Here is a 19,953-nt window from a genome sequence, read left to right on the forward strand (position 1 = left end):
CCAGTATCAAATCTCTGATATGTGATAAAAAAAGGTGAAGAATTTTTCACCACCAGTTTGAAGTCAAAAATCCCCGATTAACGGGGATTTCTATCAATTAATGAGGTTTACGATCAGAAGGCTTCTCGTCATACATCTCTTCGATTTCTTTGTGATACTTATCGTGGATCACTTTACGACGTAGCTTTTGTGTTGGTGTTAATTCACCATCATCCATCGAAAACGCTTTTGGTAGCAGTTTGAATTTTTTCACCTGCTCAAACTTCGCCAGCTCTTTCTGCAGATCGTTAACACGCTTTTCCAACATCTCAATGATTTGGTTGTGTTTAATCAATTCAACTCGGTCGTGATACTTGATGTTTAGCTCTTTAGCGTACTCTTCGAGGCTGTCGAAACAAGGTACGATAAGTGCCGATACAAACTTACGCGTATCCGCGATAACAGCGATCTGCTCGATAAAATGGTCTTTACCAATCGCACCTTCCACCATTTGTGGTGCGATGTATTTACCATTCGACGTTTTCATCAGCTCTTTGATGCGATCGGTAATAAACAAATTACCGTTTTCATCAATATGACCTGCATCGCCGGTTTTTAAGAAGCCGTGTTCATCAAATGTTTGCTGAGTTTCTTCTGGCATCTTGTAGTAACCACGCATCACCATCGGGCCACGCACCAAAATCTCATTGTTTTCACCGATTTTAACTTGTGCACCAGGCATCGACATACCGATTGAATCTGGGTTAAAGCATTTATCATCCCAACAAGAGACTGTCGCAGTCGTTTCTGTCATGCCGTAACCAAGCTTTACGTTGATACCCATTGCATGAAAGAAGCGACCAATGGTTTCATCAAGCTTCGCACCACCACACGGCATAAAGTTGATACGACCACCTAGCAGGCTACGCAGCTTAGACAATACAATTTTATCCGCAAACTTATGCGCACGTTTCAACATGAATGACGGCTTACGGCCTTCTTGATGACACACTGCCATCTTCGCACCCATGTTTACTGCCCAAGTGAACATCACTTTACGGATGAATGGCGCTCGTGCCACTTTTTCATGGATAGCTGAGAAAATCTTTTCGTAGAAACGAGGTACTGCACACATCACGGTTGGACGCACTTCACTCAGTGCGTCACGCACTTGCATCGTGTCTTGCAAGTAGCAGTTAGTCGCGCCTTTGTACAGTACATAGAAAGTCCAAGCACGCTCAAATACGTGTGATAGTGGCAAGAAACACAGTGATACGTCTTCTTTACTGAGACTCAAACGCTCATCGTGGCCAATTAGCTGCGCTGCAATATTGCCGTAATCCAGCATAACCCCTTTAGGCTGACCCGTTGTGCCCGAGGTATAAATCAATGTGAATAGATCTTCTAGATCCACATCATTTAAACGTTGTTCTAGTTGTGCTTGGAATTGCTCATTGCCACGGGCAATAAATTCATCCCAACTCAGCGCAAATTCATAACCACTAACATCGATGTCATTAGACATCACAACGATAAGCTCAAGCTGTTCACATTGTTCGAAAATAGAAATCGCAGCATCAAGCTGAGCCTGCTCACTGACAAACAGTACTTTTACATCCGCATTTTGCAGAATGTAAGCCGACTGCGCCGCAGTATTAGTTGGATAGATTGGAACGGTCACGCCACGGATCTGCATCGTCGCAATATCTGCGATCGTCCAGCGAGGCATGTTATTTGAAAAGATCCCTACTTTATCCTGAACATCAAATCCCTGAGCCAGTAACGCAAGTGAAATTGCATCCGCTTGCTGACCAAATTCAGCCCAGCTAATACCCTGCCATGCACCATCTACTTTGTGCTTAAGAGCCGTGCGCTCTCTGCCTTGAGCAATCTGTTCGCGAATTCGTTTAACGATGTGAAAATCTAAATTGGCCATCTCTTCTACCTTTAAGCTTACACCTGTAAGCCTTTTGCGCGCTCAGTGTACATTTCAAGCAAAAAAAGGCAACTGACAAGTATCAAAGTTATGCGAAAAAGCCCTATGAGCTTGAGCTGTTCGTTTGATTTTTAAGCACAACAATTGATAGAAGAGAAGATAGGAAAAATAATAAATGAACTCGAAACAATTTAAATTCAACAAGTTGAGGCATTTACGTCAGAACCCTAGTTTCAATAACAACGACAGTTCGCAACCAAGATTCAACAAATATCTGCTTACATTTTGCTGCTATTGAAAGAAACTAAACATTGGCGACGTAACTCGGAAAATCGACTTGGCTCCAAAGCTGCTCTGTAAGGGTTTGTTTGTTATCCCAATCCCCTTTGAGAAGCCAATCTACGATAGCACTCGCAACATCCGGATAATGGACTTTCTCACCCGGATCCTCATCTAACCAAGCTCTAACTTTAGACGCATCTAGGCTGTCCATTCCCGTCGCAAGCCCCAAATGCTCAAGCGTGGCCACATTAGACAACTGCTCAAACTGCCCAGCTAAAGGCTTTAATAACAGTTTTTTCCCTAGTGTTAAGGCTTCTGATGGTAATTCAAATCCGCCGTTGGCAATAATGCCTGCGCAGCGATTTAGGTGATGATGAAAGCCATCCAAACTCAACGGGTAGAACTCTATATTGTCGACTTTTTGGTACTCGCTTATTTGCGGATGAAAGCAGACAAATGTCTGACGTGAAAAACGCATCACTAAATCAATAATGTCATCAATATTTTCAAACGGTAAATAGACCAAAATAAAAGACTCCGCTTCAACCTGCTCATTTTGGGTATGGACAATCGGAGGTAAGATAGGTTGCTCAAAATGATACCAATGCAATCCAATATGATGTTCTGCTGGAGCAAAGGAGCGAATCAAAGCTTTATCAAAGCAACTCGCTCCTCGTAACGGAACTCGATACCGAAACGCATTTTGATGACTAATACTAACAATCGTTTTTTTCTGCTTTTTCGCCGCCCAAGCAGAAACAGGCTCGAAATCATTTAGAACTAAATCGTAGTGTGATAAATCAAGCTGCTTTACCTCTCGGTAAAAATTGAACACGCTATTGTGTTGCAAAGTCTTAAGATAGCTGACGTGACCATTTTCAGTAATAAAGGTTAATCCACGTCGAACCTGATAGTCACCAAACTCACGCATAGAAAAGAACTTATCTTTGTCTCGCCCTGAGAACAGGAAATCTACCTCAACTGACTTAACTTTGAAGGCTTCTGCCATAGCGCGAGCTCGCGCAATATGTCCATTACCCGTACCTTGAATACCGTATAGAATCTTCATCGCTTAACCTCCAAACCATTGCAGAGCAAAAGTCGCCGTTGCTATCCCTAAACACGCACCGAGTACCACATCAGAAAAGAAATGCACCCCGAGTAAAATTCGGGCAAAGGCAATCATACTGGCCCAGACAAAAGCAAAAGCGGCCAATTGGGGATAAAAGTGACTAAGTAAAATTGCGATAACAAATGCCGCCGCAGTATGTCCGGACGGTAAACTGTACTTATCTGAAGGGGTTATAAAAGCTGGGATTAACCCTGTAAGTTCATTTGGGCGGCGACGTTTAATGGTATTTTTTAGTAGCCAATAACACGGCAGTTCAATGACAAAAGCCAACAACCCCGACAGTAAAAGTAGCGTCCATGTTGACCATCAAGCCACAACGCCAGTACGCCTAACAGGACATACAAATGACCATCACCCGTATGTGAAATGGCTTTACTTAAACGTGATGCCAGATGACTATGCTTGTTTTGCAAACACATCAATGAAAACGCCAAATCAAATTTGGCAATTGGTTCAATCGCTCTCATTGCTCAATCCTTTTTGATTGCACTGTGACCACGTTAAAAGCTACGCATGACAGCCCCATGAAGTTTTGATTCTTTTCTTATGACAGGACACTCAGCTCAGATATCGAAATAATTGATGAAAAGATGCACTAATCGGAACAGTGGAAAAAATTTAACCAATTTTGCCTTTTGCGGTTGACTCATAAAGCTGAGTACGGTACTAATTCTATTAACTTAAACATGTGGTCTCATTAACGCTCTTAGGAAGTAGTTAACAATGACAATGAATTTCTCTATCCTGCTAAGCCTCCTCCTGATCGTGAACCAATCGCGCGGGTAGGCTGTGGAAGAGAAATAACCACAACGGAATACACAAAACCCGCATCGAGATGCGGGTTTTTTTATGTTCAATTACTGGAAGTAATCGTTTAAATCCCGCAACAAGCGGATAAACGGAGTAATAAGGAAGCAACTATGAACGATCAGGTCATTATTTTCGACACCACGCTACGAGATGGCGAACAGGCATTATCAGCCAGTTTAACAGTCAAAGAGAAACTGCAAATTGCGTATGCTTTAGAACGTCTCGGTGTTGATGTAATTGAGGCTGGTTTTCCGGTTTCTTCCCCTGGTGATTTTGAATCCGTACAAACCATCGCTCGCAATATCAAAAATAGCCGTGTATGTGCCCTTTCGCGTGCCGTTGCTAAAGATATCGATGCAGCAGCAGAAGCACTAAAAGTAGCCGATGCCTTTCGTATTCATACCTTTATTTCCACCTCAACTGTCCATGTACAAGACAAACTGCGCCGCAGTTATGACGATGTGGTAGAGATGGGAGTGAAAGCGGTTAAACATGCTCGCCAATACACAGATGACGTTGAATTTTCTTGTGAAGATGCAGGGCGTACACCCATCGACAACTTGTGTCGTATGGTCGAAGCGGCAATCAATGCGGGAGCAACAACCGTCAATATTCCTGATACTGTCGGCTACACTGTGCCGAACGAATTTGGCGGCATTATTGAGACCCTATTTAACCGCGTACCAAACATAGATAAAGCAATCATCTCAGTGCACTGCCACGATGACTTAGGTATGTCAGTAGCAAACTCAATCGCAGCAGTTCAAGCCGGCGCCCGCCAGATTGAAGGCACAATCAATGGTATCGGTGAGCGCGCAGGTAACTGTTCGCTTGAAGAAATCGCCATGATCATCAAAACCCGTCAAGAGCTACTTGGTGTCCGTACTGGCCTAAAACATGATGAAATTCATCGTACCAGCAAACTGGTTAGCCAACTATGCAACATGCCAATCCAGAGCAACAAAGCGATTGTTGGAGCCAACGCTTTTAGCCACTCTTCAGGTATTCACCAAGACGGAATGCTAAAGAACAAAAATACCTATGAAATCATGACTCCAGAGTCAATTGGTCTTAAGAATCAAGCCTTGAATCTGACCTCACGCAGCGGCCGTGCGGCAGTAAAAAGTCATATGGACTCAATGGGGTATAAAGAAGAAGAATACAATCTTGATGCTTTGTACGAAGACTTCCTAAAACTTGCTGACCGTAAAGGTCAAGTCTTTGATTACGACCTTGAAGCTTTGATGCACTTCTCTAACTTGCGTGAAGAAGATGACTTCTACAAGTTGAACTACCTAAGTGTGCAATCAGGCAGTGTCATGGCAACAACTAGCATCAAGATTCTTTGTGGTGATACCGAAAAATGTGAAGCGGCTGTAGGTAATGGCCCGGTAGATGCACTTTACCAATGTATTTATCGCGTCACGGGTTACGATATTGTGCTGGATAAATTCGACCTAACAGCAAAAGGTGAAGGCGAAGATGGACTTGGCCAAGCCGATATCATCGCTAACTACAAAGGACGCAAATATCACGGGACGGGCGTATCAACCGATATTGTTGAAGCATCAGGCCAAGCGCTACTGCACGTAATCAATAGTATTCACCGCGCCGATGAAATTGAGCAGATGAAGCAGAAAAAACTGGCTAGCGTATAGGATGACACGCCACTGCCAAACCTAACAGCAGTGGCAAAAATTACAGCAACACAACGCGATATAATACTTAAAGGATTAACATGACAGACAAGAACTATAAAATTGCCGTATTAGCGGGTGATGGGATTGGCCCAGAAGTGATGGCACAGGCGAATAAGGTGTTAGATGCAATAGAGCAAAAACACGCCATTCGCTTTGAGCGTAGTGCTCACGATGTCGGTGGTATTGCGATTGATAACCATGGTACGCCACTACCACAAAGCACCATTACAGCTTGTGAAGAATCTGATGCGGTTCTGTTTGGCTCCGTTGGCGGTCCTAAATGGGAACACTTACCGCCGAATGATCAACCTGAACGCGGTGCTTTACTTCCTCTACGTAAACACTTTCAACTGTTTTGTAACCTTCGCCCAGCACAAATCCACACAGGCTTGGAAGCATTTTCACCTTTGCGTGCAGACATCTCTCAGCGTGGATTTGATATTGTCGTGGTGCGTGAGCTCACTGGCGGTATTTATTTTGGTCAGCCAAAAGGACGCGAAGGTGAAGGCGTACAAGAAAAAGCCTTCGATACCGAAATCTACCACCGCTTTGAAATTGAACGTATTGCTAAAATCGCCTTTGAATCGGCTCGTCTACGTCGTAAAAAAGTATGTTCCGTTGATAAAGCGAACGTTCTACAAAGCTCCATTTTATGGCGTGAAGTGGTCGAAGAGATTGCCAAAGATTACCCAGATGTCGAGCTATCACACATGTATATCGACAACGCCACCATGCAGCTAATCAAAGATCCTGCACAATTCGATGTGATGCTATGCTCTAACATTTTTGGCGACATTATCTCTGATGAATGCGCAATGATTACTGGCTCTATGGGGATGTTACCTTCCGCAAGTTTAAACGAAAGCAAGTTTGGGTTGTATGAGCCAGCAGGCGGCAGCGCGCCAGATATCGCTGGCAAAAACATCGCCAACCCAGTTGCTCAAATCCTATCTGCAGCACTCATGCTGCGTTATAGCCTAGGTGAAGAAGCCGCTGCACAAGATATCGAGACAGCCGTCAGCAAGGCTCTTGAAGCGGGTGAGCTTACAGCGGATCTTGCTGGCAATAAACCGGCACTATCCACCTCTGAAATGGGCGATAAAATCGCTAGCTACATTCTAAATTCATAAAAATTACACGGAAGTAAAAGAGTATGGGCAAAACGCTATACCAAAAAGTCTACGACGCACACGTTGCCGTCGCAGCCGAGGGTGAAAACCCAATTTTGTATATTGACCGACACTTAGTCCACGAGGTGACCTCTCCACAAGCCTTCGATGGTCTACGTGAAAAGGGTCGAAAAGTACGTCAGGTGAATAAAACCTTTGCGACGATGGATCACAACGTCTCCACCACGACCAAAGACATTAATGCGTCCGGTGAGATGGCACGTATCCAAATGGAAACGCTATCGGAAAACTGTAAAGAGTTTGGCGTCACTCTTTACGACATCAACCACAAATATCAAGGCATCGTACATGTCATGGGCCCTGAGCTCGGGATTACTCTTCCAGGTATGACGATTGTTTGCGGTGACTCACACACAGCCACACATGGTGCTTTTGGTTCACTGGCGTTTGGGATCGGTACATCAGAAGTAGAACATGTATTAGCAACTCAAACATTAAAACAAGCGCGCGCCAAAACTATGAAAATTGAGGTGCAAGGCAGAGTTGCGCCTGGCATCACAGCTAAAGATATTGTGCTGGCAATCATAGGCAAAACAACTGCCGCTGGCGGTACCGGTTATGTGGTGGAGTTTTGTGGTGAAGCCATTCGCGATCTCACCATGGAAGGTCGCATGACCGTCTGTAACATGGCAATCGAATTAGGTGCGAAAGCCGGTTTGATTGCACCTGATGAAACTACTTTCGAGTATGTGAAAGGACGTAAATTTGCCCCGCAGGGTGCTGATTGGGATGCAGCTGTAGAATACTGGAAAACGCTACGTACAGATGACGACGCAGTATTTGATGCAGTGGTGACCTTGCAAGCAGCAGACATCAAACCGCAAGTGACTTGGGGCACCAATCCTGGTCAAGTGATTGCGGTCGATGCGCCAATTCCAGCGCCAACTAGCTTTAGCGATCCAGTAGAGAAATCATCAGCAGAAAAAGCACTGGCATATATGGGCTTAGAAGCAGGTAAATCACTCTCTGACTACTCGGTGGATAAAGTATTTGTAGGCTCTTGCACCAATTCACGTATTGAAGATATGCGTGCAGCAGCTGCAGTAGCAAAAGGGCGTAAAGTAGCCTCACACGTTCAAGCACTTATCGTTCCTGGCTCAGAACAAGTTAAAGCTCAGGCCGAAGCGGAAGGCTTAGATACCATATTTAAAGAGGCCGGATTTGAGTGGCGCCTACCAGGCTGTTCAATGTGCTTGGCGATGAACAATGACCGTTTAGGTCCACAAGAACGCTGTGCATCAACATCAAACCGTAACTTTGAAGGACGCCAAGGACGTGATGGACGCACGCACCTAGTTAGCCCAGCCATGGCAGCTGCTGCTGCGATTGCAGGGCGTTTTGTCGATATTCGTGAGTTGGATTAAGGAGAATCAAACATGTCAGGTTTTAAACAACATACTGGTTTGGTTGTTCCTTTGGATGCAGCCAACGTTGATACCGATGCCATCATTCCTAAACAGTTTCTACAAAAAGTATCGCGTTTAGGTTTTGGTAAGCACTTGTTCCATGATTGGCGTTTTCTCGATGATGCGGGTCAGCAGCCTAACCCTGAGTTTGTAATGAATGCCGCACGTTATCAAGGCGCTTCAATTCTACTCGCTCGTGAAAACTTCGGTTGTGGTTCATCTCGTGAACATGCACCGTGGGCGCTAGCGGATTACGGTATCAAAGCGATGATTGCACCAAGTTTTGCCGACATTTTCTATGGCAACTCAATCAATAACCAAATGGTGCCAGTACGTCTAACCGAACAGGAAGTCGATGAAATATTCCTATTTGTTGAAGCAAACCAAGGGGCGCAAGTGGAAGTCGATCTTGAAGCCAATGTGGTGAGAGCAAATGGTAAAGAATACCGCTTTGAAATCGATAGTTTCCGCCGCCATTGCTTACTGAACGGTTTGGATAATATTGGTCTGACGCTACAACACGAAGATAAGATTGCTGAGTACGAAAGTAAGATTCCAAGCTTCTTAGCTTAACGAATCAATAATAAGGGTTGGTATTTACCAGCCCTTATTTATTTTCCGTGAAAGCTTTTTCCTTTCAACCTGGTCCATCTTATGACTTATCAATCACTTCGAGTTCGCCTATGAAAAAGTTGGTCATATTAAGCCTCAGCTTATTCTCCCTCCCTCTCTATGCTGCACCAGAAGCTAATCTTTGGAGTTACTGGCAACAAAGTAACGAAAACAATAACGCCGAAATATCACATCAAGCATGGCAAGAGATACTCACTCAATATGTTTCCAGTCAGGGTGAAAATAATTTGTTTGCTTACCGAGTGGTCACCACACAAGATAGTGATAAGCTCGATGACTATCTAACCAAAATGGCAAGTATCGACCCACGTCAGTACTCGAAAGATGAACAGTACGCTTATTGGGTTAACCTTTATAATGCGCTGACGGTAGATATTATCTTAGAAGAGTACCCGGTTAGCTCTATCACCAAACTAGGCGGTTTATTTAGCTTTGGGCCATGGGATGAAGAGGTGATTACCATCAATGGCAAACACGTTACCCTCAATGATATTGAGCATCGAATTTTACGTCCTATCTGGCAAGATCCTCGCACTCATTACGCTGTGAATTGCGCCAGCCTCGGATGCCCTAATCTACAACAACAAGCTTTTACAGCAAAGAATACTGAGCAATTATTGGAGAAGGCGGCGATAGGTTTTATCAATAGCAACAAAGGCGCGCAGATTAAAGGCAACACATTGGTTGTCTCTTCTATTTACGATTGGTTTGGTGAGGACTTTTCCGTTGATGGAGGTGTGAGAGCACATCTAAATAAATATCGCCCACAGCTAAAAAGTGCACCAAGCAAAGTTGACTATGAGTATGACTGGTCACTTAACGAAAAACGTTAACCGCTGAAACGAAAAGCCCCGACCAAAAGGTCAGGGCTCTGAAATATTACCTGGCGATGTCCTACTCTCACATGGGGAAGCCCCACACTACCATCGGCGCTACTTCGTTTCACTTCTGAGTTCGGCATGGAATCAGGTGGGTCCAAAGCGCTATGGTCGCCAAGAAAATTCTTTTATTTAGATGGTGCTGATACCCAGAATCGAACTGGGGACCTCATCCTTACCAAGGATGCGCTCTACCGACTGAGCCATATCAGCACACAAAATCTGTGTCCTAGGAGACTAAAAAAGCCCGTTCTGCAAACGGGCTCTTTTAACTATTGCTTTCACCTAAAATAAACTGAAGACATACCATCGGCGCTAATTCGTTTCACTTCTGAGTTGCACTGGGTCCAAATCGCTATCGGCAAATTCTTTAATTCGGAAAGCTGTTTTCAGTTCTTACACATTCAATGTTCTAGTTTGAGTCCATCAAAACCCTTGGGTGTTGTATGGTTAAGCCTCACGGGCAATTAGTATCAGTTAGCTCAATGCCTCACAGCACTTACACTGACCTATCAACGTCGTAGTCTCCGACAACCCTTTAGGATACTTAAAGTATCAGGAGAACTCATCTCAGGCTCGCTTCCCGCTTAGATGCTTTCAGCGGTTATCGATTCCGAACTTAGCTACCGGGCAATGCGTCTGGCGACACAACCCGAACACCAGAGGTTCGTCCACTCGGTCCTCTCGTACTAGGAGCAGCCCCTTTCAATTCTCCAACGCCCACGGCAGATAGGGACCGAACTGTCTCACGACGTTCTAAACCCAGCTCGCGTACCACTTTAAATGGCGAACAGCCATACCCTTGGGACCGACTTCAGCCCCAGGATGTGATGAGCCGACATCGAGGTGCCAAACACCGCCGTCGATATGAACTCTTGGGCGGTATCAGCCTGTTATCCCCGGAGTACCTTTTATCCGTTGAGCGATGGCCCTTCCATTCAGAACCACCGGATCACTATGACTGCTTTCGCACCTGCTCGAACCGTCATTCTCGCAGTTAAGCGGGCTTATGCCATTGCACTAACCTCACGATGTCCAACCGTGATTAGCCCACCTTCGTGCTCCTCCGTTACTCTTTGGGAGGAGACCGCCCCAGTCAAACTACCCACCAGGCACTGTCCGTAACCCCGATTAGGGGTCGACGTTAGAACATCAACACTACAAGGGTGGTATTTCAAGGACGGCTCCACAAATACTGGCGTACTTGCCAAAGCCTCCCACCTATCCTACATGTAGGGTCAATGTTCAGTGCCAAGCTGTAGTAAAGGTTCACGGGGTCTTTCCGTCTAGCCGCGGGTACACTGCATCTTCACAGCGATTTCAATTTCACTGAGTCTCGGGTGGAGACAGCGTGGCCATCATTACGCCATTCGCAGGTCGGAACTTACCCGACAAGGAATTTCGCTACCTTAGGACCGTTATAGTTACGGCCGCCGTTTACCGGGCTTCGATCAGAGCTTCGACCGAAGTCTAACCCCATCAATTAACCTTCCGGCACCGGGCAGGCGTCACACCGTATACGTCATCTTACGATTTTGCACAGTGCTGTGTTTTAATAAACAGTTGCAGCCACCTGGTATCTGCGACTCTCAATAGCTCCATCCGCGAGGGACTTCACCGTCAAGAGCGTACCCTCCTCCGAAGTTACGGTACCATTTTGCCTAGTTCCTTCACCCGAGTTCTCTCAAGCGCCTTGGTATTCTCTACCCGACCACCTGTGTCGGTTTGGGGTACGATTCCTTACAATCTGAAGCTTAGAGGCTTTTCCTGGAAGCATGGCATCAATGACTTCACTACGTAGTAGCTCGACGTCGTGTCTCAGCCTTAGAAAGAGCCGGATTTACCTAACTCTTAAGCCTACGCACTTGAACCTGGACAACCGTCGCCAGGCCCACCTAGCCTTCTCCGTCCCCCATCGCATTGTAAGAAGTACGGGAATATTAACCCGTTTCCCATCGACTACGCCTTTCGGCCTCGCCTTAGGGTCGACTTACCCTGCCCGATTAACGTTGGACGGGAACCCTTGGTCTTCCGGAGGAGGTTTTCACCCCTTTATCGTTACTCATGTCAGCATTCGCACTTCTGATACCTCCAGCATGCTTTACAACACACCTTCAACGGCTTACAGAACGCCCCTACCCAATAACTAAAGTTATTGCCGCAGCTTCGGTTTATAGCTTAGCCCGTTACATCTTCCGCGCAGGCCGACTCGACTAGTGAGCTATTACGCTTTCTTTAAATGATGGCTGCTTCTAAGCCAACATCCTAGCTGTCTAAGCCTTCCCACATCGTTTCCCACTTAGCTATAATTTGGGACCTTAGCTGGCGGTCTGGGTTGTTTCCTCTCCACGACGGACGTTAGCACCCGCCGTGTGTCTCCCGGATAGTACTTACTGGTATTCGGGTTTGCAAGGGTTGGTAAGTCGGGATGACCCCTAGCCTTAACAGTGCTCTACCCCAGTAGTATTCGTCCGAGGCGCTACCTAAATAGCTTTCGGGAGAACCAGCTATCTCCAGGTTTGATTGGCCTTTCACCCTAGCCACAAGTCATCCGCTAATTTTTCAACATTAGTCGGTTCGGTCCTCCAGTTGATGTTACTCAACCTTCAACCTGCCCATGGCTGAATCACCTGGTTTCGGGTCTATATCCAGAGACTGAACGCCCAGTTAAGACTCGGTTTCCTACGGCTCCCTAGATGGTTAACCTTGCCACTGAATATAAGTCGCTGACCCATTATACAAAGGTACGCAGTCACAGGACAAAAGCCTGCTCCTACTGCTTGTACGTACACGGTTTCAGGTTCTATTTCACTCCCCTCACAGGGGTTCTTTTCGCCTTTCCCTCACGGTACTGGTTCACTATCGGTCAGTCAGTAGTATTTAGCCTTGGAGGATGGTCCCCATATTCAGACAGGATAACACGTGTCCCGCCCTACTCGATTTCACTGAACACACATCGTCAACTACGGGACTATCACCCTGTATCGTCGGACTTTCCAGACCGTTCGTCTAACGTAAAGCTTAAGGGCTAGTCCAATTTCGCTCGCCGCTACTTTCGGAATCTCGGTTGATTTTTTCCTCGGGTACTTAGATGTTTCAGTTCCCCGGTTCGCCTCTACGCTATGTATTCACGTAGCGATACTTACTATGTAAGTGGGTTTCCATTCGGAAATCCCAGACTCAAGTGGCTTTTACTGCCTAATCTGGGCTTATCGCAAGTTAATACGTCCTTCATCGCCTCTGACTGCCAAGGCATCCACCGTGTACGCTTAGTCACTTAACCATACAACCCGAAGGAGTTTCGAGTTGATAATCAAATCACCAAAGTTGTCTGCAATTTTTATACATGATGCAGACTCGATTTTGCGGACTCAAATTCCAAGAACACTTGAATGTTTTTAGTTGTATTCATAAATGAATACTTTGAGAACTTTACAAACAACAATAAATTGTTGTTTTGTCAGCTTTCAAATTGTTAAAGAGCTTGATTTCTTTCGAAACCATTTTTAAAACACTCAACTTTCTATTCAAAAGTAAATGCGCTTAAAGATGGTGGAGCTATGCGGGATCGAACCGCAGACCTCCTGCGTGCAAGGCAGGCGCTCTCCCAGCTGAGCTATAGCCCCATCTTGTTGATACTGTGTGCCAATCTTCTTGGGAAGGAAGATTGGTGGGTCTGAGTGGACTCGAACCACCGACCTCTCGCTTATCAGGCGAACGCTCTAACCACCTGAGCTACAGACCCAGTATCGTCTCTAAACTTTATAAACCATCAATCTGTGTGAACACTCATCGCAATAATCATCGTATAAGGAGGTGATCCAGCGCCAGGTTCCCCTAGCGCTACCTTGTTACGACTTCACCCCAGTCATGAACCACAAAGTGGTGAGCGTCCTCCCGAAGGTTAAACTACCCACTTCTTTTGCAGCCCACTCCCATGGTGTGACGGGCGGTGTGTACAAGGCCCGGGAACGTATTCACCGTGGCATTCTGATCCACGATTACTAGCGATTCCGACTTCATGGAGTCGAGTTGCAGACTCAATCCGGACTACGACGTACTTTTGGGATTCGCTCACTCTCGCGAGTTGGCAGCCCTCTGTATACGCCATTGTAGCACGTGTAGCCCTACTCGTAAGGGCCATGATGACTTGACGTCGTCCCCACCTTCCTCCGGTTTATCACCGGCAGTCTCCCTGGAGTTCCCGACATTACTCGCTGGCAAACAAGGATAAGGGTTGCGCTCGTTGCGGGACTTAACCCAACATTTCACAACACGAGCTGACGACAGCCATGCAGCACCTGTCTCATAGTTCCCGAAGGCACCAAAGCATCTCTGCTAAGTTCTATGGATGTCAAAGTAGGTAAGGTTCTTCGCGTTGCATCGAATTAAACCACATGCTCCACCGCTTGTGCGGGCCCCCGTCAATTCATTTGAGTTTTAATCTTGCGACCGTACTCCCCAGGCGGTCTACTTAACGCGTTAGCTCCGAAAGCCACGGCTCAAGGCCACAACCTCCAAGTAGACATCGTTTACGGCGTGGACTACCAGGGTATCTAATCCTGTTTGCTCCCACGCTTTCGCATCTGAGTGTCAGTATCTGTCCAGGGGCCGCCTTCGCCACCGGTATTCCTTCAGATCTCTACGCATTTCACCGCTACACCTGAAATTCTACCCCTCTACAGTACTCTAGTCAGCCAGTTTCAAATGCAATTCCGAGGTTGCCCCGGCTTTCACATCTGACTTAACTAACCACCTGCATGCGCTTTTACGCCCAGTAATTCCGATTAACGCTCGCACCCTCCGTATTACCGCGGCTGCTGGCACGGAGTTAGCCGGTGCTTCTTCTGTCGCTAACGTCAAATCCATACGCTATTAACGCATGAACCTTCCTCACGACTGAAAGTACTTTACAACCCGAAGGCCTTCTTCATACACGCGGCATGGCTGCATCAGGCTTGCGCCCATTGTGCAATATTCCCACTGCTGCCTCCCGTGGAGTCTGGACCGTGTCTCAGTTCCAGTGTGGCTGATCATCCTCTCAGACCAGCTAGGGATCGTCGCCTTGGTGAGCCCTTACCTCACCAACTAGCTAATCCCACCTAGGCATATCCTGACGCGAGAGGCCCGAAGGTCCCCCTCTTTGGCCCGTAGGCATCATGCGGTATTAGCCATCGTTTCCAATGGTTATCCCCACATCAGGGCAATTTCCTAGGCATTACTCACCGTCCGCCGCTCGCCGCCCAACAAATCCCCGAAGGTTCAATGTTGTCGCTGCCGCTCGACTTGCATGTGTTAGGCCTGCCGCCAGCGTTCAATCTGAGCCATGATCAAACTCTTCAATTTAAGATTTTGTGACTCAATGAATACTGATTACATTACAAAGTAATGTTGAATTGACTGTGCCGATACTAAGTATCGAATTGGTCACTCAGTTCATTGAAATCAATTTGAAGCCTAAGCTTCTAATTGGATTATCATCAACGAGTGCCCACACAGATTGATAGGTTTATATTGTTAAAGAGCTTTGCTTTAAGTCTTTCTCTCAAAGCGGAGGTGAATTCTAACGAGATAATTGAAAGAGTCAAACACTTTTTTCAATTAATTTTCTCAGAAGTTTCAACCTCTCTGACTAACGCTGAAGCCTTGTGGCGTATGCCGTGTCAGTGGAAGCGCATTATAGGGAGATGAATTTTATTGGCAACCCTAAAATCCAACTTTTTAATAAAAAAACGCTCAAGCGAACAACTATCACTCAAACCGATTATTAAACGCACTTTTAAGCCTAATTTTTCATCACAAACAGCTTTCATCATGAGATAAATGAGGCATTGTTCACGACATTCTTATAACTACCTAGTGCCTCGCTCTGAAAGTCGACTGCTATCATTACTTTCTATATGCCTTATTCTAAATCTGGTAAGCATGACTAGAATAGAAAATGATTTTACCGGGTAGCTTCAAGAGTAAAGGTATAGTGCTCTTGATTGTAATAGACATCGGACACTTCAAACGGCATGCCTGACTCTAAACGAGCAATGCTATGAGCACACAGTACTGGCTCATCTCTTTTTAACCCTAAATGCATACGAACTTCTTCAGCCGGCAGCTCCGCTCGAATTCGCTTTTTACTGCCTCCAACCTTTTGTCCTTTATCGACCAAATAACGATATTTTGATCCATTGAGATGGTGCTCTTGCAAATCACCAAACATGGGTTCAGCTAGCATATAAGTCGATTCGAATACAAATGGAATGTCACCCACTAGTCGTAAACGCTTCATAAACCAGACGGAACTACCAGGCTCAAGACCAAGCTCTTCAACCACATGTTCCGGTGCCGCTACTTTTTCTAAATGCAAAAGCTTGTTACTGATCGGCGAGTTAAGGCTAATCGCCACTTCACTAGAAGTTAAATGCTGATCTAATGGCAGGGCTATTTTAAGTTCTTGCATTGGCTGGCAAATAAATGTTCCACGACCACGCTGTCTTTCCACCACACCTTGACGTACCAAATAGTCCACCGCTTTACGCGCTGTCATCCGAGACACTTGATATTGCTCGGCAAGCAAAGTTTCAGACGGTATTGAATCACCCGGATGCAATACACCACTTTCTATTTGCTCAGTCAAAATGCGTTCTATTTGTAGATAGATAGGAACGTGAGATTCTTTGTCTATCATGCCTAACCCCTTGTTTGAAGATCACTTATCGTAACCGTCAATAATTGAATACACAACTATACAACCCTGTTTGAACGCTGAATTATTGCCCCTTTAAACAAATATCGAGCCACTTTGCTCAGCCTATAGCTTAGTGATTAAACTCACACTAACGAATAAGTTGTATAGACAACTATACTTTAAAGCGATTTAATCAGCGCCATAATAAAAATGATGATATGGAGATATCACTGGATGAAACATTTTGGTTCTAAGCTTCAAGACCTTGGAAAAGCACTGATGATGCCGATTTCGGTTATCGCAGCTGCGGGTATTTTCCTTGGCTTGGCGGCTGCCCTACAGAACCCAAACATTACTGGACAAACATTCAACCAATTGGAATTTGTTCAGCTTGTACTGGGTTTATTCGTAAAGTTGCTGGCTCATTATTCGGCAACCTTCCATTATTCTTTGCTGTCGCTGCGGCTATTGGTCTGGCGAAACAGGAAAAACCAACTGCAGCATTTGCTGCCATTATTGGTTTTATTTCTATGCATGTGGGCGTGAACTATTCACTGCTCGCTCAAGGTCTAACGCCAGCAACTACGTCTGTCGCTTACCTTGTTTCTCAAGGCATGGATAAAACCGCTGCAATGATGTTCGCTGCAGAGTTTGGTAATACACTGGGTATCTTCTCATACCACATGAGCGTACTTGGCGGTGTTATCGCAGGTCTAGTAACGGTCGCTTTGCACAACCGTTTCTATACGATTGTTTTGCCAACCGCGATTAACTTCTTTGGCGGTCGTCGTTTTGTACCAATCATCACCGTTGTGGTATTGCCACTTGTTGGTGTTGCGATGTCATTGATCTGGCCAACCATCGGCGCGGCAATTGCGAAGATTGGCGAGTTTATCGGTCAAGCAGGTAGCTTTGGTACTTTCCTATTTGCGTTTGCTGAACGTCTACTGATCCCAACCGGCTTGCACCACATTCTGAATGAAACCGTACGCTTTACACCTATCGGTGGAATTGCCAATGTTGATGGTGAAAGTGTTGTTGGTGCATTAAGCATCTTTAACTACGCACTCACTCACCCAGGCAGCATCGATAACGACATCGTGAAAGAAGCTACTCGCTTCCTAGCGCAAGGTAAAATCCCAGTAATGATGTTCGCTCTACCAGGTGCGGCACTGGCGATGTACCACTGTGCTCGCGAAGAACATAAGACGCGAGTCAAAGCTCTAGTGATTGCTGGCGCACTGGCTTCATTCACTACCGGTATCACTGAACCACTAGAATTTAGCTTCATCTTTGTTAGCCCAATTCTATTTATCTTCCATGCGATTATGACTGGTTTGTCTTTTGCGTTGATGCATGTGTTTGGCGTGATGATTGGTAACGTACAAGGTGGCGTGATCGACCTATTCGTCTTCGGTGTACTCGGCGGAGCTCAGACACAGTGGTGGTTTGCAGTATTAGTCGGCGCTTGTTACTTCCCTATTTACTACTTTGTATTCCGCGGTGTGATTACTCGTTTCAATGTGGCAACACCAGGTCGCGAAAAAGAATCCGTAAACACTGAAAACGTAGGCGACGCATCAGAACAAGCAACTCGAATTATCGAAGGTCTTGGTGGCTCCAAAAATATTCAATTAGTGGATAACTGCTTCACTCGTCTACGAGTAAAAGTGAACGATATCTCTAAAGTTCAGGACGACTTCCTAAAAACAACCGGCGCTTCGGGCGTAAAACGCGCCAGTGACGTAGATGTACAAGTTATCTATGGCCCACAAGTAGAAAGCATCGCAAACGATGTAAAAAAAGCGCTCGCAATTTAATTCAATTTTAATTTAGCCCCCTGCGTGATGGGGGGCGTTGAAAGATTCAATCGAAGGTAGAAGTAAGATGACTAAAGCATTCAATATCGTATTAGTTGGTGGTGGTTCAACTTGGACTCCAGGTCTTTTAAAAGCACTATGCAAACGCAAAGAGAGTTTCCCACTAAAACGTCTAGTGATGTTTGATGTAAAGGCTGAACGTCAGGAAACGATTGGCGAATACGCGAAACTACTTTTCTCTGAAGATTACCCAGAGCTAGAATTTGAATACACAACTGACATCAACGTGGCATACAAAGATGTCGATTTCGTACTTTGCCAAATGCGTACTGGCGGATACGAAATGCGTGAAAAAGATGAAAAGATCCCACTATCAATGGGGATCATTGGACAAGAAACCTGTGGCCCTGGTGGTTTCGCTTACGGCATGCGCTCAATTGGCGATATGATCCAGATGGTAGAAGATGTACGTGCTCGCTCACCTCAGGCATGGATTCTAAACTACACCAACCCTGCTGCAATTGTGGCTGACGCATTGAAAAAACGCTTCCCACACGATGACCGTATTCTAAATATCTGTGACCAACCAGTGAACCTACTGCGTTCATACGGTCGTCTACTGAATGTTGATCCAAACGAGTTTGATCCTGTTTACTTCGGCCTGAACCACTTTGGTTGGTTTACGCACCTGTACAACCAGCAAGGTGAAGATCTTGCACCAAAACTAAAAGCTTACATAGCAGAAAATGGGTTTATTCCAGTTGATGCTGAACAGCGCGACCAATCTTGGTTAGATACTTATGCGGCTGTTGCTGACATGCTGCGTGACTTCCCTGATTATCTGCCAAACACGTACCTACAATACTACCTATACCCAGAGTACAAACTGTCGAAGCTAGACCCTGAATTTACTCGTGCAAATGAAGTAATGAATGGCCGTGAAAAACGCGTATTTGAAGAGTGTCGCCAAGCAGTCATTGATGGCACGACCAAAAACTCTAGCGTAGTACACAACGACGCGCACGGCGATATGATCGTTGAAGTAGCCGAGTCCATCGCCTTTAACCAAAAACGTAAATTTGTTGTGATCCTCGAAAACAACGGTTTAGTTGCAAACCTAGACAACGATGTGATGGTGGAGGTTACTGCAGAACTTGGCATTAACGGCCCTCGCCCATACGGTGTTGGTAAGATCCCTACGTTCTACAAAGGTATGATTGAAAACCAATTCGCCTACGAACGTTTAACGGTAGAAGCTTGGTTTGAAGGTTCTTACACCAAAGCTCTGCAAGCGCTCACTCTAAACCGCACCGTTGGCGATGCGAAGAAAGCGCGCAAAGTACTTGATGCATTGATTGAAGCAAACAAAGGCTACTGGCCAGAACTTGCATAATATAAAACATAAGAGAGCCATTACGTCCCCCTAAATGGCTCTTATAAGCTCCAATGCCCAAGCCATTATTTTTAATGCTTGGGTATTTTTTTATCTGCCGTATTTTCTATTG

Annotated in this window: 10 protein-coding genes, 3 tRNA genes, 3 rRNA genes and 1 pseudogene; 7 read left to right on the forward strand and 10 right to left on the reverse strand. The window is 45.6% G+C overall.

Features of this window, described 5'->3' with window-relative positions:
* Positions 1 to 97 precede the first annotated feature (97 nt).
* From Vt282_RS11595 to Vt282_RS11605, 3 genes and pseudogenes are all read right to left on the reverse strand, one after another.
* Positions 98 to 1,915 carry an AMP-dependent synthetase/ligase gene (locus tag Vt282_RS11595; RefSeq protein WP_162063445.1) on the reverse strand — a complete coding sequence of 606 codons (1,818 nt, stop codon included), beginning with the start codon at positions 1,913 to 1,915 and terminating at the stop codon, positions 98 to 100.
* Between the two features lie 304 nt (positions 1,916 to 2,219).
* Positions 2,220 to 3,266 carry an MJ1255/VC2487 family glycosyltransferase gene (locus Vt282_RS11600; protein ID WP_162063446.1) on the reverse strand — a complete coding sequence of 349 codons (1,047 nt, stop codon included), beginning with the start codon at positions 3,264 to 3,266 and terminating at the stop codon, positions 2,220 to 2,222.
* 3 nt (positions 3,267 to 3,269) lie between these two features.
* Positions 3,270 to 3,796, reverse strand: a pseudogene (locus tag Vt282_RS11605) (phosphatase PAP2 family protein).
* A 453-nt stretch (positions 3,797 to 4,249) separates the two neighbouring features.
* On the opposite strand from Vt282_RS11605, the gene leuA reads away from it, so the two are divergent.
* The 5 genes from leuA to Vt282_RS11630 all read left to right on the forward strand — a co-directional run bounded on the left by leuA (position 4,250) and on the right by Vt282_RS11630 (position 9,901).
* Positions 4,250 to 5,797 carry a 2-isopropylmalate synthase gene (leuA, locus tag Vt282_RS11610; RefSeq protein ID WP_162045580.1) on the forward strand — a complete coding sequence of 516 codons (1,548 nt, stop codon included), beginning with the start codon at positions 4,250 to 4,252 and terminating at the stop codon, positions 5,795 to 5,797.
* 80 nt (positions 5,798 to 5,877) lie between these two features.
* Positions 5,878 to 6,969, forward strand: a complete 1,092-nt coding sequence (gene leuB, locus Vt282_RS11615) for a 3-isopropylmalate dehydrogenase (RefSeq protein WP_162063447.1) — start codon at positions 5,878 to 5,880, stop codon at positions 6,967 to 6,969.
* Positions 6,970 to 6,992: 23 nt separating this feature from the next.
* On the forward strand, positions 6,993 to 8,393 hold the full coding sequence (gene leuC, locus Vt282_RS11620; protein WP_162063448.1) for a 3-isopropylmalate dehydratase large subunit: 1,401 nt from the start codon (positions 6,993 to 6,995) through the stop codon (positions 8,391 to 8,393).
* 12 nt (positions 8,394 to 8,405) lie between these two features.
* Positions 8,406 to 9,008, forward strand: a complete 603-nt coding sequence (leuD, locus tag Vt282_RS11625) for a 3-isopropylmalate dehydratase small subunit (protein ID WP_162063449.1) — start codon at positions 8,406 to 8,408, stop codon at positions 9,006 to 9,008.
* Between the two features lie 110 nt (positions 9,009 to 9,118).
* On the forward strand, positions 9,119 to 9,901 hold the full coding sequence (locus Vt282_RS11630) for a DUF547 domain-containing protein (protein ID WP_162063450.1): 783 nt from the start codon (positions 9,119 to 9,121) through the stop codon (positions 9,899 to 9,901).
* Between the two features lie 48 nt (positions 9,902 to 9,949).
* Here Vt282_RS11630 and rrf read toward each other — a convergent pair.
* From rrf to Vt282_RS11665, 7 genes are all read right to left on the reverse strand, one after another.
* Positions 9,950 to 10,065, reverse strand: a 5S ribosomal RNA gene (rrf, locus tag Vt282_RS11635).
* 18 nt (positions 10,066 to 10,083) lie between these two features.
* A tRNA-Thr gene (locus tag Vt282_RS11640) sits at positions 10,084 to 10,159 on the reverse strand.
* A gap of 233 nt (positions 10,160 to 10,392) precedes the next feature.
* A 23S ribosomal RNA gene (locus Vt282_RS11645) occupies positions 10,393 to 13,229 on the reverse strand.
* A gap of 267 nt (positions 13,230 to 13,496) precedes the next feature.
* Positions 13,497 to 13,572: transfer RNA gene (locus Vt282_RS11650), tRNA-Ala, on the reverse strand.
* Between the two features lie 42 nt (positions 13,573 to 13,614).
* Positions 13,615 to 13,691: transfer RNA gene (locus Vt282_RS11655), tRNA-Ile, on the reverse strand.
* A 64-nt stretch (positions 13,692 to 13,755) separates the two neighbouring features.
* Positions 13,756 to 15,292 (reverse strand): 16S ribosomal RNA (locus tag Vt282_RS11660).
* Together the 16S, 23S and 5S rRNA genes with 3 tRNA genes alongside form the textbook arrangement of a ribosomal RNA operon.
* A 601-nt stretch (positions 15,293 to 15,893) precedes the next feature.
* Entirely contained in the window at positions 15,894 to 16,628 is a 735-nt protein-coding gene (locus tag Vt282_RS11665) for a GntR family transcriptional regulator (RefSeq protein WP_162063451.1), read from the reverse strand.
* A 404-nt stretch (positions 16,629 to 17,032) separates the two neighbouring features.
* On the opposite strand from Vt282_RS11665, the gene Vt282_RS11670 reads away from it, so the two are divergent.
* Together Vt282_RS11670 and Vt282_RS11675 are read left to right on the forward strand one after the other, a co-directional pair.
* Positions 17,033 to 18,448 (forward strand): PTS transporter subunit EIIC, encoded by a 1,416-nt coding sequence (locus Vt282_RS11670; protein ID WP_232055168.1) that lies wholly within the window; start codon positions 17,033 to 17,035, stop codon positions 18,446 to 18,448.
* A 67-nt stretch (positions 18,449 to 18,515) separates the two neighbouring features.
* Complete coding sequence (locus Vt282_RS11675) at positions 18,516 to 19,841, forward strand: 6-phospho-alpha-glucosidase (RefSeq protein ID WP_162045573.1); 1,326 nt, start codon at positions 18,516 to 18,518, stop codon at positions 19,839 to 19,841.
* Positions 19,842 to 19,953: the final 112 nt, after the last annotated feature.

This window comes from Vibrio taketomensis, assembly GCF_009938165.1.
GTDB lineage: Bacteria > Pseudomonadota > Gammaproteobacteria > Enterobacterales > Vibrionaceae > Vibrio > Vibrio taketomensis.

Coding starts and splice junctions, on each gene's coding strand:
- leuB (WP_162063447.1), top strand. CDS start 5,878: ATGACAGACAAGAACTATAAAATTGCCGTATTAGCGGGTGATGGGATT.
- leuA (WP_162045580.1), top strand. CDS start 4,250: ATGAACGATCAGGTCATTATTTTCGACACCACGCTACGAGATGGCGAA.
- Vt282_RS11595 (WP_162063445.1), bottom strand. CDS start 1,915: ATGGCCAATTTAGATTTTCACATCGTTAAACGAATTCGCGAACAGATT.
- leuD (WP_162063449.1), top strand. CDS start 8,406: ATGTCAGGTTTTAAACAACATACTGGTTTGGTTGTTCCTTTGGATGCA.
- leuC (WP_162063448.1), top strand. CDS start 6,993: ATGGGCAAAACGCTATACCAAAAAGTCTACGACGCACACGTTGCCGTC.
- Vt282_RS11600 (WP_162063446.1), bottom strand. CDS start 3,266: ATGAAGATTCTATACGGTATTCAAGGTACGGGTAATGGACATATTGCG.
- Vt282_RS11665 (WP_162063451.1), bottom strand. CDS start 16,628: ATGATAGACAAAGAATCTCACGTTCCTATCTATCTACAAATAGAACGC.
- Vt282_RS11630 (WP_162063450.1), top strand. CDS start 9,119: ATGAAAAAGTTGGTCATATTAAGCCTCAGCTTATTCTCCCTCCCTCTC.
- Vt282_RS11675 (WP_162045573.1), top strand. CDS start 18,516: ATGACTAAAGCATTCAATATCGTATTAGTTGGTGGTGGTTCAACTTGG.